The organism is uncultured Treponema sp., assembly GCF_945873775.1.
In the GTDB taxonomy this organism is placed as follows: Bacteria; Spirochaetota; Spirochaetia; order Treponematales; family Treponemataceae; genus Treponema_D.
In genome coordinates, this window is the sequence record NZ_CAMCEC010000008.1 from 57,659 (window position 1) to 76,351 (window position 18,693).

The 18,693-nt window shown below is 39.7% G+C and carries 18 protein-coding genes; 15 read left to right on the plus strand and 3 right to left on the minus strand.

Annotated elements, in window-relative coordinates:
• The first annotated feature begins 30 nt into the window (after positions 1–30).
• The 3 genes from Q0N70_RS05790 to Q0N70_RS05800 all read left to right on the plus strand — a co-directional run bounded on the left by Q0N70_RS05790 (position 31) and on the right by Q0N70_RS05800 (position 3,488).
• The gene (locus Q0N70_RS05790; protein WP_294014816.1) at positions 31–1,587 is read left to right on the plus strand and encodes a glycoside hydrolase family 32 protein; all 1,557 of its coding nucleotides are present in this window, start codon (positions 31–33) and stop codon (positions 1,585–1,587) included.
• 18 nt (positions 1,588–1,605) lie between these two features.
• Positions 1,606–2,595, plus strand: coding sequence for a carbohydrate kinase (locus Q0N70_RS05795; protein WP_294014818.1), 990 nt, complete (start codon positions 1,606–1,608; stop codon positions 2,593–2,595).
• A gap of 200 nt (positions 2,596–2,795) precedes the next feature.
• Complete coding sequence (locus Q0N70_RS05800; protein WP_294014821.1) at positions 2,796–3,488, plus strand: hypothetical protein; 693 nt, start codon at positions 2,796–2,798, stop codon at positions 3,486–3,488.
• Between the two features lie 18 nt (positions 3,489–3,506).
• Here Q0N70_RS05800 and Q0N70_RS05805 read toward each other — a convergent pair whose 3' ends face one another.
• Positions 3,507–3,998 (minus strand): ferritin, encoded by a 492-nt coding sequence (locus Q0N70_RS05805; protein WP_294014824.1) that lies wholly within the window; start codon positions 3,996–3,998, stop codon positions 3,507–3,509.
• Between the two features lie 16 nt (positions 3,999–4,014).
• Positions 4,015–4,395 carry a desulfoferrodoxin family protein gene (locus Q0N70_RS05810; RefSeq protein ID WP_294014827.1) on the minus strand — a complete coding sequence of 127 codons (381 nt, stop codon included), beginning with the start codon at positions 4,393–4,395 and terminating at the stop codon, positions 4,015–4,017.
• 389 nt (positions 4,396–4,784) lie between these two features.
• On the opposite strand from Q0N70_RS05810, the gene Q0N70_RS05815 reads away from it, so the two are divergent.
• The 5 genes from Q0N70_RS05815 to Q0N70_RS05835 all read left to right on the plus strand — a co-directional run bounded on the left by Q0N70_RS05815 (position 4,785) and on the right by Q0N70_RS05835 (position 7,826).
• Positions 4,785–5,531 (plus strand): VUT family protein, encoded by a 747-nt coding sequence (locus Q0N70_RS05815; protein WP_273352563.1) that lies wholly within the window; start codon positions 4,785–4,787, stop codon positions 5,529–5,531.
• Entirely contained in the window at positions 5,528–6,217 is a 690-nt protein-coding gene (locus Q0N70_RS05820; protein ID WP_277078235.1) for an SDR family NAD(P)-dependent oxidoreductase, read from the plus strand. Before Q0N70_RS05815 ends, Q0N70_RS05820 begins: the two co-directional genes overlap by 4 nt.
• Before the next feature lie 60 nt (positions 6,218–6,277).
• Positions 6,278–6,520, plus strand: a complete 243-nt coding sequence (locus Q0N70_RS05825) for an AbrB/MazE/SpoVT family DNA-binding domain-containing protein (RefSeq protein ID WP_294014834.1) — start codon at positions 6,278–6,280, stop codon at positions 6,518–6,520.
• Positions 6,508–6,837: a type II toxin-antitoxin system PemK/MazF family toxin gene (locus Q0N70_RS05830; protein ID WP_294014837.1), complete on the plus strand. Its 330-nt coding sequence runs from the start codon at positions 6,508–6,510 to the stop codon at positions 6,835–6,837. The genes Q0N70_RS05825 and Q0N70_RS05830 overlap by 13 nt, the downstream gene beginning before the upstream one ends.
• A 71-nt stretch (positions 6,838–6,908) precedes the next feature.
• Positions 6,909–7,826 (plus strand): M15 family metallopeptidase, encoded by a 918-nt coding sequence (locus tag Q0N70_RS05835; RefSeq protein WP_294014840.1) that lies wholly within the window; start codon positions 6,909–6,911, stop codon positions 7,824–7,826.
• 43 nt (positions 7,827–7,869) lie between these two features.
• On the opposite strand, the gene Q0N70_RS05840 is transcribed toward Q0N70_RS05835, so the two are convergent.
• Entirely contained in the window at positions 7,870–9,966 is a 2,097-nt protein-coding gene (locus Q0N70_RS05840) for a [Fe-Fe] hydrogenase large subunit C-terminal domain-containing protein (RefSeq protein ID WP_294014843.1), read from the minus strand.
• A 182-nt stretch (positions 9,967–10,148) separates the two neighbouring features.
• Here Q0N70_RS05840 and argJ point away from each other — a divergent pair, with 182 nt between their 5' ends.
• The 7 genes from argJ (at position 10,149) to tpiA (ending at position 18,655) form a co-directional block, all read left to right on the plus strand.
• Positions 10,149–11,420: a bifunctional glutamate N-acetyltransferase/amino-acid acetyltransferase ArgJ gene (argJ, locus tag Q0N70_RS05845; RefSeq protein WP_294014846.1), complete on the plus strand. Its 1,272-nt coding sequence runs from the start codon at positions 10,149–10,151 to the stop codon at positions 11,418–11,420.
• 16 nt (positions 11,421–11,436) lie between these two features.
• Positions 11,437–12,339, plus strand: a complete 903-nt coding sequence (gene argB, locus Q0N70_RS05850; RefSeq protein WP_294014849.1) for an acetylglutamate kinase — start codon at positions 11,437–11,439, stop codon at positions 12,337–12,339.
• A gap of 8 nt (positions 12,340–12,347) precedes the next feature.
• Entirely contained in the window at positions 12,348–13,505 is a 1,158-nt protein-coding gene (locus tag Q0N70_RS05855; protein ID WP_294014850.1) for an acetylornithine/succinylornithine family transaminase, read from the plus strand.
• Between the two features lie 114 nt (positions 13,506–13,619).
• Positions 13,620–15,341, plus strand: coding sequence for a DUF5312 family protein (locus Q0N70_RS05860; RefSeq protein ID WP_294014852.1), 1,722 nt, complete (start codon positions 13,620–13,622; stop codon positions 15,339–15,341).
• Positions 15,338–16,114 carry a polyphenol oxidase family protein gene (locus tag Q0N70_RS05865; RefSeq protein WP_294014855.1) on the plus strand — a complete coding sequence of 259 codons (777 nt, stop codon included), beginning with the start codon at positions 15,338–15,340 and terminating at the stop codon, positions 16,112–16,114. Before Q0N70_RS05860 ends, Q0N70_RS05865 begins: the two co-directional genes overlap by 4 nt.
• A 111-nt stretch (positions 16,115–16,225) precedes the next feature.
• On the plus strand, positions 16,226–17,590 hold the full coding sequence (locus tag Q0N70_RS05870; protein WP_294014858.1) for an argininosuccinate synthase: 1,365 nt from the start codon (positions 16,226–16,228) through the stop codon (positions 17,588–17,590).
• Between the two features lie 315 nt (positions 17,591–17,905).
• Positions 17,906–18,655 (plus strand): triose-phosphate isomerase, encoded by a 750-nt coding sequence (gene tpiA, locus Q0N70_RS05875; protein ID WP_013701181.1) that lies wholly within the window; start codon positions 17,906–17,908, stop codon positions 18,653–18,655.
• The last annotated feature ends 38 nt before the right edge of the window (positions 18,656–18,693 follow it).

Consider the following 18,693-nt stretch of genomic DNA (forward strand, 5'->3'; position numbering starts at 1 on the left):
TTTACAACTCTCTTTTACAGGAGCTGCCCCATGCAAAATTATACGCTTGAAGCTGCCGCAAAAAAACAAAATGAAATTCAGGAAAGTTTAAAATCCCAGCAGCAGAAATTTTTGCTTCCTGCTTTTCATGCGTTTTCTCCAGCGGGATGGTGCAACGACCCGAACGGCTTTTCGTTTTTCGGCGGAAAGTGCCATCTGTTTTTTCAGTATCATCCGTATTCAACGCAGTGGGGACCGATGCACTGGGGACATCTTTGCACTTCGGATTTTGTGCGCTGGGAAATTCTTGAGCCTGCTCTTGCTCCTGATTCTGCTTCGGATTGTGAGGGCTGTTTTTCTGGCACTGCGATTGAATTTGAAGGCCGGCACATTCTTGTGTATACAGGAGTTTCCAAAAATGCAAAAGGCGAAACGTTGCAGAACCAGTGCTTGGCGGAAGGCGATGGACTTTGCTACAAAAAATTTCCTCATAATCCTGTAATTTCCGCAGCGGATGTTCCATTTGAATTTCAGAAAGGAGATTTCCGAGATCCAAAGTTGTGGCGCGAGGACGAAAAATTTTACATGGCGTGCGTTCTCAAATTGCCAGACGGAAAAGGCGCGCTTGTCTGCTTCCGCTCTGAAAATCTTCTTGACTGGAAATTTGTTTCGGTGATTGACAAGAGCAGCGGAAAAAGCGGAATGTGGGAGTGTCCTGATATTTTTAAATTGGGCGGAAAAGACGTTGTGATTTTTTCTCCGCAGGAAATGAAGGCTGATTTTGATAATGGGCTTCACGACGGAAACAACAGTGTCTACATGACAGGAATTCTTAAGAGACCGGAATTTGTTTTTGAGCGCGAAATGCGGACTGAAAATTCTCTTAATTTTGCGCAGATTGACGGCGGAATTGATTTTTATGCACCGCAAACTTGCCTTGCTCCTGACGGACGAAGAATAATGATTGCCTGGATGCAAAACTGGGAATCGTACATTACACCTAAAAATTATCTTTGGTCTGGAATGATGACTTTTCCCCGAGAGCTTGAATTTAAAAACGGAAAACTTTTTCAGAATCCTGTGCGCGAGCTTTTGTTATATAGAAAGAAATGCGAATGCGGTGTTGTCTCTGGAACTTCTAGTTTTATAAAAAATGGATTTTCCCATGGCGACATTGAACTTGAATTTTTTTCTGCTTTTGAAAATTCAGCTGACTGCAAAAATCAAGATGAAAAATTTTCTCTTGTATTAAGCAGAAAAGTTGCCGGCAAAAAGTTTTCTGTGGAATTCACTTGCGACTTTGTGGAACAAACTCTTTTCTTTGACCGAAGAAATTCTGTTGACGGAGGAGGAAAAATAAATTTCCGCAAAATGAAGCTTCCGCCGTCTTCGTTCAGCCATGAAGAATCAGTTCACGGAAAAAAGATTTACATGCGAATTTTGATCGATACTTGCTCCATTGAAGTTTTTGTTAATGGCGGAGAGTCGGCATTTACAAATGCGTTCTTTCTTATTCCAGATGCTTTTGTTAGCTCTGAAAATTCCGCGGTGCTTGAAATGTCAGTTTCTGGAAATATCCGCGCGGAATATAAAGTTTTTAAAATTTAAATTATGGAGATTTGCAAAATGAAAAATTACGATGTTGTTGCGTTGGGAGAGCTTCTTGTGGATTTTACTCAGAACGGGATAAGTGCGCAGGGAAACTGGCTTATGGAAGCGAACGCTGGAGGTGCTCCGTGCAATGTTCTTGCGATGCTTGCAAAACTCGGGCATTCAGTTTCGTTTGTTGGAAAAGTCGGAGACGATATGTTTGGAAAAATGCTCCAGTCAAAAATTGCAAGTCTTGGAATTGGAACTGAAAATCTTGTGCTTTCAAAAGAATACAAAACGACGCTCGCTTTTGTTCACACTTCAAATGACGGCGACAGAAGTTTTTCGTTTTATAGAAATCAAGGCGCGGATTCAATGCTTGAAAAATCTGAATTAAAACCAGAGTTGATTTCTGATGCGAAAATATTTCACTTTGGAACTTTATCAATGACAAATGAAATTTGCTTTGATGCCACAAAGTTTGCGCTTGAGACAGCAAAAAAATCCGGCGTGCTCCGTTCGTTTGACCCGAATCTGCGGCTTCTGCTTTGGGAAGATGAAAATCAGGCAAAAGAAAAAATTTTATTCGGACTTTCAGAATGTGAAATCTTAAAGATTGCGGCGGAAGAACTTGAATTTGTTTCAGGCAAAAAATCTATTTTTGATGGCGTAAATTGGCTCCGCTCAAAATTCAATATTCCGCTGATTACAGTTACCAAGGGCAAGGACGGAAGCGAAGCATTTTACTCTGACGGAAAAATTTCCTTGCATGAATCAGCCGAAACATTTTCAAATGTAAAGACAATCGACACGACTGGAGCTGGGGACACTTTTTGCGCTTGTGTTTTGCACGAAATTCTTTGCGGTGGATATGAAACTTTTTCTGCAGAGCGTCTGAAAAAAATGCTTGTATTTGCAAATGCAGCTTCGTCGCTTGTAACAACAAAAAAAGGCTCGCTTTCAGTAATGCCTTCCCGTGCAGAAATTGAACTGCTGATAAAAAATTCCGCTGGACAAAGTGAATAGAAAAAAATTTTTTTATAAAGTTTTCTGAATTGCGCATTTGTTCCCTTGAACTTTTATGGCAAAGTGCTATTATTTAAGTATAATAATATAGAAGATTTTTTAGGTAGTGATTCAGATTTACTGTTTTTTTCTGTGTCTTATTCAGGACTGAGCGCGAATCTTTTTTACTGTTCATTTGCCATTTTTATTGGGGAGGGATTATGAAGTCCAGCGTGTTCACTGATTTTCTGAACGACCATTTTGTTTTGTTTACAAGCATTCTTTCCGGAGTTCTTTGCGCGCTTTATGTATGGAAAGGTTTTAACGAAGGATTTTTCGCCGGAACTTGGATTGTTGCCCTTATGAATTTTCTTTATATTCCAACTGCGGCTTTTTTCAAGCGGAAATGTTTTTCTTACTTTTATCTTATTTATTCAACGATTCTTGTTTTTATGATTGCTTTTGAAAAAACATTTTTGTTCAATAATTTTACGGCTTTATTTATTGTGTGCATCGTAATTATGATAAAACCGCAGATAAAATATATTGCAATGTCTCTTTATTTTGCGGCAGTATGTGTTGCTTTTTCTATAAACGGTGAAAGCGTGTTTCATTTTTTGATTCATATTGCCCGCAGCATTTGGTTTGTTGGAAGCGTTTTCTTTGTTCTTGAAAATCAGTTTGAGCGCAAGCGGCTTGTTCTTTATGAAGATGAAGTTAAAATTCTTGAGCAGCTTTGCGATGGAAAAGTATATCAAAAAGAAGTTGAAGGCTTTAGCGAAAACACCGTGTACAGAAAACTCAAGGCGGCTCGTGAGCGCAACGGAAACATTACCCGTGAGCAGCTAATAGATTTGTTCAAAAAAGAGCGCATGGGAAGAAAATCTTCAGAAAAAACATTTCGCCAGATTTAGTTTCCATGCTGCATCTTTTTATTGCCGTCCGCCAAGTTCTTTATCAAGCGCATAAAGACCTTCTGGTGTTGAGCCGAACATTTTGTACTTGTCTATAAGCTCCTTTGCTTTTTGCTCTTCTTCAAGCTGTTCGTTTATAAACCAGTTAAGAAAATTTTTTGCAAACAAGTTTTTTTCTTTTTCAGCTTGAAAATAAAGCGTGGTTATAAGATTTGTTACGTACTCCTCATGCTCAAGGCTTTGATTTAGAACTTGAGAAATTGTTTCCGGCTTGTTCTTTGGCGCGCCAATCGGCATGAGTTCTACCGGCTGATTTACTTTGCACAGGTAGTCATAAATTTTCATTGCATGCTCTTCCTCTTCTTTTGCCTGCTGCTTGTACCATTCAGAAAATCCTGCAAGTCCTTTCATATCAAAAAAAGCCGCGAATCCAAGATAAATGTAAGCTGATTCAAATTCTTTTTGAATCTGTGTGTTCAGCATTGAAGTTAAAGTTGTGGTTGTGTTCATAAAAATCCTCCGTAAATTAATATTCCGCTTTCCAAAGCCTGTGAATGTTGCAATATTCATAAGCTGCCTCAACTCGTTCTCCTGTCATAACTGCAAAATCTACGCTTGGAGAATTTCCGGGACGAAGCCATTTTTGCTGAATTCCTTTGTCTGTCTGAAGCAAAATCCATTCGATGTAATGCTCTGCTTCCGATGGATGAAGCTTTGAGCCTACGGTAACAGAAACAGTGTTTCCCGCAACTTTAATTACAGGAATGTGTTTTTCTGTAGAGCCGTCCGTTGTTCCTGGCACAAGTTCCTGCATGGCTTCACCGCAGCAAACTGTTGGAACTCCAGAGTCCTTTACAATGGCGATGATTTTTCCGCAGTGTCTGCAATAATAAAATTTCAACTGCATATAGACCTCCAAAGATTTTGCAAGACCGGATTGAAAAATAACTGCAATTTTTTTTGCGCCTGTCATTTTTCTTTTGCCTTGCGTTTACGCTTTTAAGATACCACAAAAAAATCCTGTGTAAACAAAAATCACTCGCAAACGGTCATCAAAAAATCACCAGCGGTATGGTGAGAGGAAAAATTGTTATTGTTTATATATAGACAGTTTAAGTTAACGAATTTATGAAGCGGAAATAGAAATTGTGGCAATTGTATTTTAGATGTGCCTTGAATTTTTTGTAGAAAAATATTACATTTGTGTTGCGCAGTTTATGATTCCTCATAACTCTCCTGCGCTTTATAAATTAAAATTCTTATGGAGGCTGGCGGTTTTGTTTCCGCTGACATTTTATGAAAAAATTCCTTTCTTTTGTTTCCCGTGAAGCTGACGACTTTAAAATTCTTTTGAGAAACATTCCTTCACTCACAGTTTCAATTTTTATTTTGTCCGTTGTCTGTGCAAATCTTATGGCGAACAAAGAACTTGTAACTTTTAAGTATGCTGCGCTTGACTGCGGATTTGCATTCAGCTGGATTATGTTTTTGTGCATGGACGTAATCTGCAAAAGATGGGGCGCCAAGGCATCAATAAAAATTTCCCTTGTTGCTCTTGCTGTGAATCTTTTTATTTGCGTTTCATTTGCGTTGCTTGCAAAGACTCCGGGAAAGTGGGGCGAATATTATGCTTCTGAGAATTCACTTGTTAATGACGCGCTCAATGCGACTTTTGCAGGATCTTGGTATGTTGTGCTTGGCTCGTCTGTCGCGTTTGTTTCGTCGTCAGTTGTAAATGCTCTTCTTAACTGCGCAATCGGAAGCCTTTTTAAGTCAGACGGATTTTTTTCATTTGCATCTCGCTCCTATATTTCAACCGCAATAGCCCAGCTTGTTGACAATTTTATTTTTGCCACAATTGTTTCAAAAGTTTTCTTTGGCTGGACTTGGATTCAAGTTTTTGTGTGCTCGGCGATTGGGGCTGGATTTGAGCTTTTGGGCGAAGTGTTTTTTTCCGGCTTGGGATATAAAGTTGTCCGCCAGTGGGAAAAAGAAAGAGTCGGGCAGGAATATATTGAATACAAAAAGGCTAATGCAAAATGAAAGTTTTAATCACAGGAACGAGCAGGGGAATCGGAAGAGCGTGCGCCTTAAAGTTTCTTGCTGAAAAAAATGAAGTCATTGGACTTGATGTGTGCCCTGACTCAATAAGCGGCGATTTTTCTGTAAAGAATGCTGAATGCTATAAACATTTTGTTTGCGACATTTCAAAAGAAAATTCTCTTCCTGAAATAAATGGTGTTGAAATTCTTGTGAACAATGCTGGAATTCAAACTGCCAGCAATTTCAGTCTTGATGATATAAAAGTGAATCTTATTGGAACAATAGCGGTTACAGAAAAATATGCGTTTCAGAAAAAAATAAAATCTGTTTTATTCAATGCTTCCGTTTCAGCGCTTACAGGGAACGAGTTTGCTTCTTATGCCGCGTCAAAGGCTGGAGTTGTGGGCTACATGAAAAACTGCGCGATTCGGCTTGCAAATGAATACCGGGCAACTTGCAATGCCTTGTGCTTTGGCGGAATTCTTACGGAACTTAATGAGCCTGTTGTTCAGAATAAATCGCTTTGGAAAAAAATCTTGGACGTAACTCCGCTAAAACGCTGGGCGACTGCGGAAGAAGCCGCTGACTGGATTTATTTTATGACTGCGATAAATAAATTCTGCACAGGGCAGGCAATCGATGTTTCCGGAGGGGAACGCAACTGCGCCGACTTATTTGTATGGTAGAAATTTGACATTTTGGCAGTTATTACTTTATAATTACATTGGTTTTGCAGGGAGGTTTTTATGGTAGTTTCTGTAGTTCCTATTGGAAATTCTCGTGGAATAAGATTTCCTAAAATGATATTGGATAAATTTTTAGTGAAAGATAAAATGGATATGAAAGTAACAGACAAAGGTATCCTGCTTACTCCAATAAAAGAAAATCCTCGTGAAGGTTGGGCGGAAGCATTTTGCAAAATGCACGAAAATGAAGATGACATAATGGATGATATTCCTTTTTCAGCGGAGTTTGAATGGGAATGGTAATAAATCAATATGATGTTTATCTTGTAAACTTAGATCCAACTGTTGGGCATGAAATAAAAAAAACGCGTCCTTGCCTTGTAATTTCTCCAGATGAAATGAATAATAATATCAGCACTGTAATTATTGCTCCTATGACAACAAAATCTCATTCATATCCGACAAGAATTCCTGTGAAATTTGAAGGAAAAAATGGCTGGATTGTTTTGGATCAAATAAGAACTGTAGATAATATCCGTCTTGTAAAAAGACTTGGACAAATATCAAAAAAAGAAATTTTGGCAGTAAAAAAGATTTTAAAAGAAATGCTTGTAGATTGAAATTTTTTTAATCTTTTTTCCACATATTTTTTTAGTTGACTTGCCGGTATTTTCAATGCTAAATTTTAAGAATGAAATTTTCTTCTAGTTGTTTTATCCGCTGTTTTTTATTTTTGCTTTTGTTTTTTCCTTGCTTTGGATTTTCGTTTTCTGCGTTTAATTTAAAATATGAAGAGCCTGAGCTGCTTTCATTATTTAAAAAGGCTTATCCTGATATTCAGTTTAAAAGCGAATACAATGCGTTTGCAGGCGACTGGAAAATTTCACTTTCGCTTGGCGAGAGGACTGCGGAATTTTTCTGGGCGGACGGAATGTTTTTGCCTGAATCAGAAATCGAAAATAAAAATCTGTACAATTCTTTTCTATATAAATACGACTTTGTTCTGCGTGATCCGGCGGATTTTACAGACGAGGACATTGAAAGAATTCGGCGGTTCAGTTCTCCAGAAAACAGAACAAGCGGCAAGGGAACGCCTCCATTTTTTTACGACTTTGTGTATGACTGCAAGACAAGAGTTTCACTTGAGCAGCACATAAAAAAAATTCCGTTTCTTGGAAAAAGATCAAATGCGCATGAACGCCTTAGAGAACCTCTTGCAAAAGTTGAAAAGGAAATTCTTGAGGTTTCGAAGTCTGACGCGGAAGTAAAAAAATTTTTAGACACACTTTTAAGCGCGGACAGCTATTCTTGGCGGAATATAAGCGATTCTGGTAATCGTTCGTTTCATAGTCTTGGACTTGCGCTTGATTTGCTCCCAAGAGGCTGGAAACAGAAAAATGTATACTGGGCGTGGAGGCGAGACATTGACGGCGACAACTGGATGAAGCTTCCGCTTGAAAGAAGATGGATGTCGCCGCAAAAGGTAATTGAAATTTTTGAAAGCAACGGATTTTTATGGGGAGGAAAGTGGGCAATCTGGGACAATATGCACTTTGAATATCGCCCAGAAGTTATTCTTTTCAGCAGATTATCGAGTCAAGCCCGATAATGACAGTAAAACACAAGACCCTCGGCATTCGATTTAGAAAGTTTTACTTTCCTAGTTCCAAAATGCTTTCTTTTATTGCGTTTGTGTCGGTAAGAAGCTTTTCTGTGCGTTCCTTTACTGTTTGAGTAAGCTCGCGCATCGTTCCTACCGCCTGCAAAAGCTGTTTTCCGCCTTCGTTCTGCTCTGAAATTGCCCGGCGCACAGTCTGCTCCTGCTCAACAACAGTTCCAGAAAGCTGCACAACTTCGGAAAATTCTTTTTGAACATCTCCAGTGTCCTTGAATGTTGCATCGATCAGCTGCTTTACATTTTTTAGAACATCAGAAATCTTGCGCGCTTGTGAGCCTGAACTTTCAGCGAGCTTTCTTATTTCGTCTGCTACAACTGCAAATCCACGTCCAGAATCTCCGGCGTGCGCTGCTTCGATTGCGGCGTTCATGGCAAGAAGATTTGTCTGGCTTGCAATTTTCTGAATAACGCTGCTCATTTCGCTAAGTCCGTTTGAGTTCTCTTCAATCTGCGAAACAAGCTCGGCTACGTTTTCAATTCCCGCCATTCCTTTTCTTGTTGCTCCGTCAAGAAGTCCAACGGATTCTGCGTTGTGTTCAAGAATTGTGTTTATAGAATTTATGTTTGCAATCATTTCTTCAACAGCGGAAGATGAAGTTGAAACGCTTTCTGTCATGTCCCGCGCGGCATCTGTTAAAGTTTGAACATCGCGTCCGTTTTCTGTAAGTTTTTCTGCTCCAGCTTCAACAACTTTGCGTACCGATCTCTTTACTTCGTCCTGATGCTGCTCGTTCATTATATCTTTTAAAATGTTTGTGTAATGAGTGCAGTTTTCAGGGCGGTTCAGTCCGTTGTAAATTGCAACTGCCATCTGTTCGCAGTCTTCATATCCGCAGGCGCCGCAGTTTAAAATGTCCGCCTTTGTTTTTTTGTGCATATCTTTGTAGATTTTCTGAATATCTTCCTGTGAAGGCTCTTTGATTGTCTGTCGGAAATACGCGCTTCTGTCTACATAAGTTCTGTCGTAAAGTCCAGGTCTCCAGAATTCATCGATTGCCTTGTTCAGTTTTTTTAGAGCGGATTTTTTGCTGTGTCCTTTTTTCTCCCAGTACGAACGGCGCTCTTGCATTCTGTTTTCTACAAAGGATTCCATTTCGTCAAGGTGCATTCCTTGGTTTGTAGTTCCAGCTCCTTCGTTGCATCCGTTTTCGCAGTTAAGGCAGTCAACTAAAGTAAAGCAAGGCTTTTTGTTTTTATTCGTTTCTGAAAATTTTGCAAGGTAATGAAAGACTTTTGGGTTTCCTTCAATTTTGCGTGTTTTTTCAGAAATGCCCGGAACAAAGCGTTCTGCCGTTCTCATAAGTCCGCCCGGAGTTGAATAAAGAACTCCACGTTCAGCGGCAGGATTTTCGTATTCAACTTTTGGGAACGAGTCGAGCTTAAGTTTTTTTTCTTCCATATATTTCTGGATTGAGCGCATTGTTACGTTGTAGTCGCACACTCCGGTTTCATCGAATTCACGCCGTTTTGCATAGCATGGTGAAATTGCCGCGATTTTGTATCCGCTGTATTTTGTGTAAAATTCTTTTATCATTTTTGCACAGTGAAGCATCGGACTGTCGGCAGGGGCGAGATATTTTATGAGTTCTGGACGGTAAGTTTCAATGAACGAAACGAGCGCAGGGCAAGGCTGGGAAATTACGCAGTCTGGATTTTTACTTTTTATATATTCAACATAAGATTTTGTTGTAAGTTCCGCGCCAAAACTTACATCGAAAATTGCTTCAACACCAAGCGACTTTAAAAATCCGTTCAGTTCAAGATCTTTTCCGCGGAAACTGACTATTGCGGCAGGCGCAACAATCGCCACGATTTTTTCACCCTTTTTAAGAGAGTCAAAGAAAAGTTCTGCGTCGTCAATTCCTTTTCTTGCTCCGTGAGTGCAGGCTTCAATGCAAGAACCGCATCCTATGCAAAGTTTTTCGTCAAAGGCAACGTGGTCTCCTGCTCCGTTGTTGCACATTTTTACAGGACAAACCGCAATGCAACTTTGACAGTTTACGCATTTTTCTTTGTCTACGGAAATTACTGAACGGTATTTTCCAGTCTGTGTGTTTAGATTTTTTGTCATGTTGAACTCGATAAAATGTGATTTAGAGAATTTTATTTGGGCTAGTATCTAACGAAAACGGTTTTTCGTCAACTATATGATATTTTCTATAATTTTATTTCTTTGTGCGCTTGCTGGTTTTATTGACATTGTGCTGAAAAAGTTTATAATTATGCAAAACTTTGTAAAAGGAGTGTATAAAAATGCAGTTTATTGATGGCGGAGTTACAGCTCCTAAAGGATTTACAGCAAATGGAATGCTTTGCAAGATAAAGGAAAGCAGCACAAAAAACGATCTTGCGCTTGTTTTTAGCGAAAAGCTTTGCAATGTGGCCGGCGAGTTTACACAAAATAAAGTCAAGGCAGAAAGCGTAAAGCTTACAAAAGAAAATATTGCCAACGGAAAAGCTCAGGCTGTTATTGCAAACTCAGGAAACGCAAATGCCTGCACAGGAGAACAGGGCGCGAAGGTTGCACGCAAAATGGCGAACCTTGCGGCTGATGTTCTTGGAATAAATCCTAGCGATGTTATTGTTTATTCCACAGGTGTAATCGGCAAGCAGCTTCCTGTTCAAAAAATCGAAAAGAATATTCAGGCTTTAAAAGACGGACTTTCTAAGGAAGGGCACAAAGAAGCCCGCACTGCAATAATGACAACAGACACTCATTACAAGGAATGCGCTGTAGAAACTGTAATCGGCGGAAAAACTGTAAGAATCGGGGCAATGGCAAAAGGCTCTGGAATGATTCATATCAACATGGGAACAATGCTTAGCGTTATGACAACTGACTGCGCCATTTCTTCCCAGATGCTTGAAAAAGCTCTTCGCAAATCTGTTGCCGGAACTTACAACTGTGTTTCAATTGATGGCGATACTTCCACAAACGACAGCCTGACTGTTCTTGCAAACGGAATGGCAGGAAATGATGAAATCACTTGCGAAGGAAAAGACTTTGATCTTTTTTATGAAGCCTTGAATGCTATAAACACTCAGATGGCAAAAAAAATTGCAGGAGACGGAGAAGGCGCGACAAAGCTGATTGAATGCAATGTTTCCGGGGCAAAAGATATTGAAACTGCGCGTGGTCTTGCAAAAGCCGTTATAAGTTCAAGTCTTGCAAAAGCTGCTATTTTCGGAAGTGATGCGAACTTCGGGCGTTTCTTGTGCGCAATGGGATATTCAGGATTTGACTTTTCACCTGAAAAAACTTCTATAACATTTGAAAGCGCGGAAAATTCAATGCGTACTGGAGCAACTGATTTTATCGGCGAGCAGAAAGGAAAACGCACTTCGCTTAAAGTTTTTGAAAACGGAGTTCCTCTTGACTTTGACGAGGCAGTGGCAAAAAAAGTTCTTCAGGAAGCGGAAATAAAAATCAACATTGAATGTCAGGACGGAACTGCCTGCGGAACTGCCTGGGGCTGTGATTTGACTTATGAATATGTTAAAATAAATGGCGATTACAGAACCTAAAACATGGAGCAAGAAATTGAATACAAATGAAGTTGATATAGAAGAAATTGATCCTCGGCTTGACAATGCGCATTGGTCTGATGTGCTTGTTCAGGCTCTTCCGTATTTTAAGCATTGGGTCGGAAAAGTTGTTGTCGTAAAGTACGGCGGAAACGCTATGCTTAATGCTGACTTAAAAAAGCACGTAATGGAAGATATTGTTCTATTAAACACAATCGGAATCCATGTTGTGCTTGTTCACGGCGGCGGTCCTGAAATCAACAATATGCTTGGAAGAGTCGGCAAGGAAAGCAAATTCATAAATGGACTTCGCTACACTGACGCGGAAACAATGGAAATTGTTCAGATGGTTTTGACTGGAAAACTGAACAAGGACATTGTTGCTCTTCTTCTTGAAAACGGCGGAAAGGCTGTTGGCTTGAGCGGAGTTGATTCCGGACTTTTAAAGGCTGTGAAAATTCAAAAAGACGGGCAGGACTTGGGCTTTGTCGGGGAAGTTACAGAAGTGAACCCGGAAATTCTTGAGTCGCTTTTGGAGCAGAATTTTATTCCTGTTGTTTCTACTGTTGCCTTGGGCTGCGATGGAGACAATGTCCGTTACAACATAAATGCAGACACTGCCGCTGCGAAAATTGCCGTGGCTCTTCATGCTGAAAAATTTGTCCAGCTTACAAATGTGCCTGGCGTTTTAAAAGATGTGAATGATCCAAAGTCTTTGATTCAGCGGATTCATATTGGCGATGTTGAAAAATATATAGAACAAGGAATAATTGCAGGCGGAATGATTCCGAAGATTGAGTGCTGTATGCTTGCACGAAATGGCGGTGTTCCGCGTACTCATATTATTGACGGCCGTGTTCCGCATTCACTTTTAATAGAAATGTTCAGCGACCGCGGAATTGGAACTATGATTTACTAGAGGTTAAAATGGGAAGCAAAAAGGTTTTAAATAACTACGGTTCTTTTGATGTTGTTTTTAAGAGCGGCAAAGGCTCTGTTCTTACAGATATAAATGGAAAAAAGTACATTGATTTTCTTGCAGGAATCGCAGTGAATAGCTTGGGACATAATTTTAAGCCTCTTATAAAAGCTGTGTCTAGTCAGGCGAAAAAGCAGATTCATGTTTGCAATTATTTTCTTAGCGACATCGGCGTAAAGTATGCTGATGAGCTTTTGAATGCTACAGGATTTGAAGGCGTGTTCTTTGGAAATAGCGGCGCGGAATCAAACGAGGCTGCGATAAAACTTGCCCGCAAATTTGGTCAGCTTAGCGGCGGCGCAAAAAGAAAAACTATTGTAACGCTGGAGCATTCTTTCCACGGACGCACAATGGCAACTCTTACTGCGACTGGTCAGGATGTTTTTCACCCGGAAACTTTTGCGCCTTATGTTGAAGGTTTTAAAACTATAAAGCCAAACGATTATGATTCTTTGAAAGATGCTTTTGATGACACGACTGCCGCTTTGATGATGGAATGTGTTCAGGGCGAGGGCGGTGTTTTTCCTCTTGATAAGGAATGGGCAAAGACTGCTGCGGAAGCTGCAAGAAAAGCAGGCGCAATTGTAATCTGCGATGAAGTTCAGACAGGAATGGGACGCACAGGAACGCTTCTTGCGAGCGAACAGCTTGAGATAAAACCGGAAGTTGTAACGCTTGCAAAAGCAATTGCCGGTGGAATTCCAATGGGTGCTTGTCTTTACCGTGGAAAAGGAAATGTTTTTGCGGCGGGAGATCATCAGTCAACTTTCGGCGGAAATCCTCTTGCGTGCAGCGCGGCCAGTGTGGTTTTGCATGAGCTTTTAAAGGACGGATTCTTGTCTTCTGTTTCTGAAAAAGGCGAATATATTCAGAACACTGTAAAAAACTGGAATCTGCCTTGCATAGAAGATGTTCGCGGAAAAGGTCTTATGATTGGAATTCAGGTTTCAAAAAATCCTGTGGAAGTTGAAAAACTTTGCCTTGAAAAAGGTGTGCTTTTTTCTACAGCAGGAAAAAATGTCTTGCGCCTTGTTCCGCCTTTGAATATTGGCTACAAGGAAATTGACAAAGGTCTTGCCATCATAAAAGAAGTTCTTGAAAAATAAATAAAAAATCATTATCATTGCTCCCTTGCATTCTTGGGAGCGTTTTTTTAGATATTCTTATAGAAAATAAAATCTTTACATTTCCTGTTTCTTTTCATAGAATAGAATTAGATTATGGAAAATAAAAATTTATCAGCAAAAAGCAATTTTGAAGTTCTTGCGTCGAATCTTTCAAAAGAAGAACGCTCTGATATTTTGAGCCAGATTCAGCAGGACAAACTTGACGTTTCGTTTCCTTCTGAAAAATCTGACAATCAGCTTGAACAAGAAAAGCGAAGAGAGGACAAGCTGACTCTTTCAGAAAAACTTAGGCAGGAACCACTTTTGTTCAGATTCATTTTATGGCTTAAATCTTTGTTTTTGAATTCCAGCATTGAAACTGTTTACAATAATTCTGTTGTGTCTTCGCTTTCAAAAAATTTGGAGCACGATTTTCCTGATGTAATTGACTGCAAAAACAAGCTTCTTCTTTCTGGATTTTATTCCGGTCTTTTGGATTTAAAGCGTGTGCGTGAATTTTTCAAGCCCTCTTTTGATTCGCTTGAGCAGGACACAGGTTTGTTTTATTTTTTGCTTGGTTTTAATGTAATGCCGGAAGTTGTTCAAGAGATAAAATCTTCATGCGATGTTTACAGCTATTCTTTTGAAAAGCCTTTGCCCGCGGACATAAGAAATATTCTTTTTACAAAGCTTGATGGAATAATTTCTGAAATTCCTTCTGAAAAGAAAATTCAAATGTCTTCCTGCGCGCGTGAATTTGAGCGGCTTAGAATGTTTGTGAAAATTCCGCTTGGCACTGTCATGTCAAAATTTTCTTCCGGCTCTTCCGGGCGCACTTGTTCTTTTTCACAGATAAAAGATGATTTTGACAGTCTTGCAAGAATTCTTTTGGGACGTTTTGAATGTTCCGACACTACGCTTTCAGTTCTTTTTATTACAGGAACTCCGCAGAAAGATTTATGGAATTGCTCGGCTTCTTCCTATGAGGAAATTGCAGAAAAAGTAAAATCGTCGTCCGCGGAAATTTCTTTACTGAATATGTTTGCAGAAAAAATTCCGCTTAAAAAATTTGGAAAAGTGATTTTTGAAAATTCCCTTTATGCTCCGCTACCATTGAGCTACAGCGACTTGTGGTTTCAAAAATTCAAGGAGCAGTGGAAAGTTGTTTTAGATAAGCGGCTTAAAATGTGGAACAAGGATTTTAAAAAATCGGAGGTAAAGAAAAAACTCAAAGTTTATTTTTCACTTGAAGACTTCCCAAAATATCCTTCGCGTCCATGGAAAAAAATCAGCGGAGACTACACAGAAAAATATGAAAGCTCGATTGGCTTTTTGAGTTATTATTTGAAGAATGAGTTTCCAAAATACAAGCAGCTTTTGAGCACAATTACTTTGGAAGGAAAATTTTCAATAAAGGAAAATATGTATGAGTTTTCTGACATGATTTCCACATTGAATTCTATTATCACAAAAAATGATTTTCTTGTTGAGCGTCTTTCGTCTTCTGGAGAATACGGTTCTGAAATTGCGCATTATGCTTCTTCTGAAAAAGAGCCGGACAAGGAAAAGCTCCGCAGCATTCTTTTTGAAATTGAAGGAAATGCCTTGGACTTGGCGGATTCGTTTGCAAAATTTCTTACTGGCTTTGAAAACCTTTTGTTTGCAATGCTTGGCGAAAAGTCAACTGTTTACTATGGACCGCTTGCGAACTTAAACAAGATAATGGGCGCGGACAATAAGGAGTTCAAGGAAAATCTTGAAAAATTTGCGCACAGCATAAAATTTGCGTCTGAAGTTTTGCAGGCAATTATAGAAATGGAAAATATTTCAGTATGAACTTTTTAACAGGACATTTTTTTTATAACGGAAAGCCATTGGCATCTGCACCTTTATGGGGAATGTCGGTTTTGGAATCTGGCAATATGCGGTTCAGATGGAACGAAACCAATCCAGTGCGTGAAAAATTTTTTTCTTCTATTTGCGCTGAAAAAAGAAAAGCCCTGCAGCCGGAGCTTATTCATTCAAAAACTGTATATGAAGTTTCTAGCGCAGATGAAATTTTTCAAAAGAAGGGAGACGGAATTCTTACTTCAAATAAATTTATTGTTCCTGCTGTAACTGTTGCGGACTGTATGCCGGTTTTTGTTTATGATAAAAATTCAAATGTTTTTGGCGTTCTCCATTCCGGCTGGAAAGGAACTGGAATTGCGGCAGAAGCTTTTTATATGCTGAATAAAAAATATGGTTCCAATCCTGATGACTTGTGCTTTGTTTTGGGACCGCATATAAATTCTTGCTGTTATTCTATTGATAAAAAACGCGCTGAATATTTTTCAGAAAACTTTGGAAGCAGCTGCGTTTCTTCAATTGATGGGAATAAATATTCATTGAGCCTTACGGATGCGAATCTCTATCTTTTAAGAAAAATCGGCATTCCAGATGGAAATATTTTTGTGAGCAAAGAATGCACTTGCTGCTTTAAGGAAAACGGAGCGTTTAAGTACGGCTCTTTTAGACGGCAGACATCATCGCTTCCGCAGGATTTGCCTTTAGAGGAAAAACAAAAGCACTTTACAGTTCAAGCCGCATTCGTTTTTTATTCATTTTGATATTGCATATTTATTCATAAAAATGTATATTCTATGCATACGGTAATTTTGTTTGAGGATTGTTTAAACTGAAATAAAGTTACTGAAAAATTCTTTATAAGAGGCGTTGTTATGGCAGTTAAAGAAAAAGTTTCTGAAGCAGCAAAGGCTGTAAAATCCACTGCGAAAAAAGCTGTAAAGGCAACAACAAAAGTTGCAAAATCTGCGGCATCAAAAAAGGACAAGGTTGTCTTGGCTTATTCAGGCGGTCTTGATACAACTGTTATCATTCCGTGGCTCAAAGAAAACTATGACTATGATGTTATTGCTGTCTGCATTGATGTTGGACAGGGCGATGACTGGAAGGCTATAAAATCCCGCGCTTTGAAAACTGGAGCTTCCGCTTGCTATGTTGTAGATGCTCGTCAGGAATATATTGAAGAATATGTTTGGCCGGCTTTGAAGGCGAATGCAATTTATGAAGATGAATATCTTCTTGGAACATCTACTGCGCGTCCTCTTATTGGAAAAATTCTTGTTGAATATGCACGTCAGGAAAAGGCTGTTGCAATCTGCCACGGAGCAACCGGAAAGGGAAATGACCAGGTTCGCTTTGAGCTTGCAATCAAGGCTTTTGCTCCAGACTTGAAAGTTATTGCTGCATGGCGTGATCCAAAATGGAACATGGACAGCCGCGAAGCTGAAATCAAATATCTTGAAGACCGCAAGCTTGAAGTTCCTATGAAAAAGGATCAGTCTTACAGCCGCGATGAAAATATCTGGCACTTGAGCCATGAAGGTCTTGAGCTTGAAAAAACAGAAAATGAGCCTAACTACAAGCACATGCTTAAAAATACAGTTGTGCCTGAAGAAGCTCCTGCAGCCGGCGAATATGTTAAGATTGATTTTGAAAAAGGAATTCCAGTTGCAGTTAACGGCAAAAAAATGGATGCTCTTAAGCTTCTTCTTGAGCTTAATAAAATTGGCGGAAGAAACGGAATTGGTCTTGTTGACATTTGCGAAAACCGCTGTGTAGGAATGAAGAGCCGCGGTGTTTACGAAACTCCAGGCGGAGCAATTCTTTACTTTGCGCACAGAATGCTTGAGCACCTTTGCTTGGACCGCGACACATACCATTACAAGCAGCAGCTCTCTATAAAAGTTGCAGAACTTATCTACGATGGAAAATGGTTTACAACTTTGTTTGATGCTTGCATGGCGTTTGTTGACAAGACAGAAGAAACTGTTACTGGCTGGGTAAAACTCAAGTTGTGTAAAGGCGCAATCCGTGGAGCTGGCTCTTATTCAAAATACAGTTTGTATAATGAAAGCATTGCTTCGTTCAAGACTGGTGAATTGTATGACCACAAAGATGCCCAGGGCTTTATTACTTTGTTTGGCTTGCCGTTGAAAGTCCGCGCTATGATGGAGCAGCAGGTTGGTGAAGGTCAGGCTGTTCTTAAAAGCAAGAAACTTAAGAAACGCCCGACAGAGTAAGTAGGCGTATTCATCTTAAATTTGCTTTAGCGAGCCTCCGTCTTGAAATTGAGATTTTAAGACGGAGTTTTTTTATTCAGAGGCAATCTGAAATGAGAAATCATAGTTTCCGCTTTTACGTGCTGAATGTTCCTGTGACTCAAAGTCGTAGCCCGATGATTTGAATAAAAGCGCCGCTGAAAACAATTTATTGTTTCATTATGCGCTCAAACACATGGTTTTTCCGATACTGCAAATGCTCATCTTTATGCAATTGATTTTAGTTCTTTGTTGGTGTAAAATTATTGTCATTAAATTTTAGACAGGAGTTTGATTATGGCACGTACTCATTATATCGCCGGAAACTGGAAAATGAACACTTCCAAAGCGGAAGCTGTAAAACTTGCATCGGATTTGGTTTCCGCATTGAAAGGAAAGACAAACAAATTTATGATTGGTGTTCCTTTTGTTTACCTTGATGCTGTAAGTCAGGTTGTAAAAGGATCAAACATTATTCTTGCGGCTCAGGATTGCGCTGCGACTGCAAACGGAGCTCACACAGGCGAAGTTTCAACAGAAATGCTCAAGGATCTCGGAGTTCAGTGTGTAATTCTTGGACATTCAGAACGCCGCCACGAAATTGGTGAGTCTGATGAGCTTATCAACAAAAAAGTTCGTCGCGCTTTAAATGAAGGCTTGGAAGTTGACCTTTGCATTGGAGAACTTCTTGCTGACCGTGAGGCAGGAAACGCAGAGCAGGTTTGCGCATTCCAACTTTCTGCAGATTTGGCTGGCGTAACAGAAGAGCAGATGAAGCGTGTTACAATCGCTTATGAGCCTGTTTGGGCAATAGGAACTGGAAAAACTGCAACTCCAGAAGATGCCGAGGCAATCCACAAATTTGTCCGTGGATACATTGCAAAACTTTACAATCAGAAAGTTGCCGATGAAGTTATAATTCAGTATGGCGGCTCAATGAAAGCTTCAAATGCTCCAGAGCTTTTGGCTCAGCCTGATATTGACGGCGGCTTGATTGGCGGAGCTTCTTTGAAAGCTGAAACATTCGTTCCAATCTGCGAGTGCTAATTTTTCTGCATTGCAAAAGCTGTCCTATGGCTGTAAAA